The organism is Pseudomonas sp. Sample_9, from assembly GCF_004307535.1.
GTDB lineage: Bacteria > Pseudomonadota > Gammaproteobacteria > Pseudomonadales > Pseudomonadaceae > Aquipseudomonas > Aquipseudomonas mercuritolerans.
Window position 1 is genome coordinate 1 of the sequence record NZ_RAZO01000141.1, and the last position, 3,257, is coordinate 3,257.

General features: G+C 62.2%; 4 protein-coding genes. 1 reads left to right on the top strand and 3 read right to left on the bottom strand.

Annotated features, from left to right (window positions below):
- Positions 1–69: 69 nt before the first annotated feature.
- Positions 70–369, bottom strand: a complete 300-nt coding sequence (locus tag D6877_RS07185; RefSeq protein WP_130910329.1) for a BolA family protein — start codon at positions 367–369, stop codon at positions 70–72.
- A 12-nt stretch (positions 370–381) separates the two neighbouring features.
- Complete coding sequence (locus D6877_RS07190; RefSeq protein WP_016770936.1) at positions 382–897, bottom strand: DUF2059 domain-containing protein; 516 nt, start codon at positions 895–897, stop codon at positions 382–384.
- Positions 898–1,088: 191 nt separating this feature from the next.
- On the opposite strand from D6877_RS07190, the gene D6877_RS07195 reads away from it, so the two are divergent.
- Positions 1,089–2,483, top strand: coding sequence for a class II fumarate hydratase (locus D6877_RS07195; RefSeq protein ID WP_130910330.1), 1,395 nt, complete (start codon positions 1,089–1,091; stop codon positions 2,481–2,483).
- A gap of 108 nt (positions 2,484–2,591) precedes the next feature.
- Here D6877_RS07195 and D6877_RS07200 read toward each other — a convergent pair.
- Positions 2,592–3,257 (bottom strand): DMT family transporter (locus tag D6877_RS07200; protein WP_130910331.1); only part of this gene is annotated, 666 nt, incomplete at its 5' end.

The following is a 3,257-nucleotide window of genomic DNA, read 5'->3' on the forward strand; positions in this document are numbered from 1 at the left end:
CAAGCTTCAAGCTTCAAGCTTCAAGCGGCAAGATGATCCGCTTTTAACTTGCAGCTTGAAGCTTGCAGCTTACAGCTTGCTTCCTCCCGCACAGGTCGGCGACGCCGGGGCGCCGTCGATCTCTGCCCATTCCTGCGGGGTGTAGGTGTGCAGCGCCAACGCATGGAACTCGCCCATCAGCTCGCCGAGCGTGCCGTAGACTTTCTGGTGGCGCTTGACCCGGTTCAGGCCTTGGAACTGCGCGCTGACCACCACCGCCTTGTAGTGGGTCTGTGACCCGCGACTGTGCATGTGGCTTTCGTCCAGCACTTGCAGGTGCTCAGGCTGTAACAGGGCCAGCGTCGATTCGATGCGTTGTTGCATGGTCATCACGAACTCCGCTTACTTCTTCTTGGCTGGCGCGGCGGCCGGGGTCAGCTCTTTGGTCATGTCGTCGAGCAGCTTGTTGACCACCGGCACCGCGCTTTCCAGTTTGCCCTGGGTCATCTGCGCCGATTGCTGGGTCAGCTGCGGCATTTTTTCCAGGACTTTCTTGCCCAGTGGCGACTGGTAGAAAGCAACCAGGTCTTTAAGCTCGGATTCGCTGAAGTTGCTGGTGTAGAGCTTGACCATGTCGGGCTTGAGCTTGTTCCAGCCGATGGCCTGGTCCAGCGCAGCGTTGGCCTTGGCCTGGTAGGTTTCGAGCACGGCTTTCTTCGACTCAGGCGCTTTGGTCTGTTCAAAGCGCTGGGCGAACATTTGCTGCACTTGCATGTACACCGGGGTACCCAGCTTGTCAGCGTGAGCCAGCGTCAGGAAAGCTTCGGCACTGGCGTTGTGGCTGGCGGTATCGGCAAGCACCTGGCCGCTGGCGCAAACCAGTGCAACCGCGGTACAGATGGCGCGAAGACGAGTCATCGAGTTTCCTTTAAGCAAAGCGAGGTCGAACCCCAAGGGCGACCATTCTGCGCCTAACAATCGCTGCGGCTCAACCCCCGAGCCTTGCCGCGCTTGATCGGCGGGGTTTTGCGGTCAACAATCGAGCCGATGGAACCACCCGGGCCGACGCCGGCCTAAATTGCGCCAACAGACCAACAGGAGTGTGCACGATGAGCCGTATCGAAACCGACAGCCTGGGCCAGATCGAGGTCCCGGACGACGCTTACTGGGGTGCTCAGACGCAACGCTCGCTGATCAACTTCGCCATCGGTCAGGAACGCATGCCGCTACCGGTGCTGCACGCCCTGGCCCTGATCAAGAAAGCCGCCGCGCGGGTCAACGACCGCAACGGCGACCTGCCCGCCGACATCGCCCGCCTGATCGAACAGGCCGCCGATGAAGTGCTCGCCGGCGAGCATGACGAGCAGTTCCCGCTGGTGGTCTGGCAGACCGGCAGCGGTACCCAGAGCAACATGAACGTCAACGAAGTGATCGCCGGTCGCGCCAACGAACTGGCCGGCAACCCGCGCGGCGGCAAGTCGCCGGTACACCCGAACGATCACGTCAATCGCTCGCAAAGTTCCAACGACTGCTTCCCCACCGCCATGAGCATTGCCACCGCGAAAGCAGTGCAGGAACAACTGCTGCCGGCGATTGCCGAGCTGTCCGGCGGCCTCGCTGAGCTGGCGGCGCGGCACATGAAACTGGTGAAGACCGGGCGCACGCACATGATGGACGCGACGCCGATCACCTTCGGTCAGGAACTGTCCGGCTTCATCGCGCAACTGGATTACGCCGAGCGCGCGATTCGTGCCGCGCTACCGGCGGTCTGCGAACTGGCTCAGGGCGGTACCGCCGTTGGTACGGGTTTGAATTCACCGCACGGCTTCGGTGAGGCGATTGCCGCTGAACTCGCAGCACTGTCCGGTTTGCCGTTCGTCACCGCGCCGAACAAATTCGCTGCACTGGCCGGCCATGAGCCGCTGGTCACCCTGTCCGGCGCGCTGAAAACCCTCGCCGTGGCGCTGATGAAAATCGCCAACGACTTGCGCCTGCTGGGCTCAGGTCCGCGTGCGGGTTTCGCTGAAGTGAAGCTGCCGGCGAACGAACCGGGCAGCTCGATCATGCCCGGCAAGGTCAACCCGACCCAGTGCGAAGCGCTGTCGATGCTCGCCTGTCAGGTGCTCGGCAACGACGTGGCGATCGGCTTTGCCGCGAGCCAAGGGCACTTGCAGTTGAACGTGTTCAAACCGGTAATCATCCACAACCTGCTGCAATCGATCCGTTTGCTCGGCGATGGCTGCAGTAACTTCCAGCAGCACTGCATTGCCGGGCTCGAGCCGGATGCCGAGGCCATGGCCAAGCATCTGGAACGTGGGCTGATGCTGGTGACCGCGCTGAACCCGCACATCGGTTATGACAAGTCGGCGGAAATCGCCAAGAAGGCTTACAGCGAAGGGCTGACCTTGCGCGAGGCGGCGTTGCAGCTGGGTTATCTGACGGATGAAGAGTTCGATGCCTGGGTGCGGCCGGAGAACATGATCGAGGCTGGCGCCAAGGGCTGAGTCATGTAGCGCCTGAAAGTCCGTCTTCGCGAGCAGGCTCGCTCCCACAGGAAAATTGCGCTCAAATGTGGGAGCGAGCCTGCTCGCGAATTCAGGCGCCGCCGATCTTCAGCCAGGCACAACCCTGGCCCGCCGCGCCTTGAGGCCGGCAATCAACGACGGCCCCAACGCCACCAGCGCCGAACCCAGCACCACCAGCACCGCCCCGCCATAGCCCAGCGCATTGATCTGCTCGGCATGCACATAGTCCGGCCAGATCCGCGCCGCAATCGCCACCGCCACAAACGTCACCAGCGGCGTGATTGCCAATGTTGCGCTAACTCGCGATGCTTCCCAGTGCGCCAGCGCTTCGGCGAATGCGCCGTAGGCGATCAGCGTATTCATGCAGCACGCCAATAGCAGCCAGCCCTGCAGCGGGCTCAGGTTCAGCGCTTCCAGCGGATGCACCCACGGAGTCAGCAGCAGCGCGCAGAACAGATAGATCACCATCATCACCTGCAACGAATTCCACACCGTCAGCAATTGCTTCTGGCCCAGCGCATAGAAGGTCCAGACCGTCGACGCCAGCAGCACCAAGAGCACGCCGGCGGTGTAGTCGGACAGCGAAGTCAGCAGCTCGGCCAGGCGCTGATTGAAGAACAGTCCGAACCCGATCAGCAGCACCAGCAAGCCGATGCCCTGGCCGATGCTGAAGCGTTCCTTGAACACGAACAGACTGGCGATCAGCAGCATGATCGGCCCCATTTGCACCACCAATTGCGCGGTGCCGGGGCT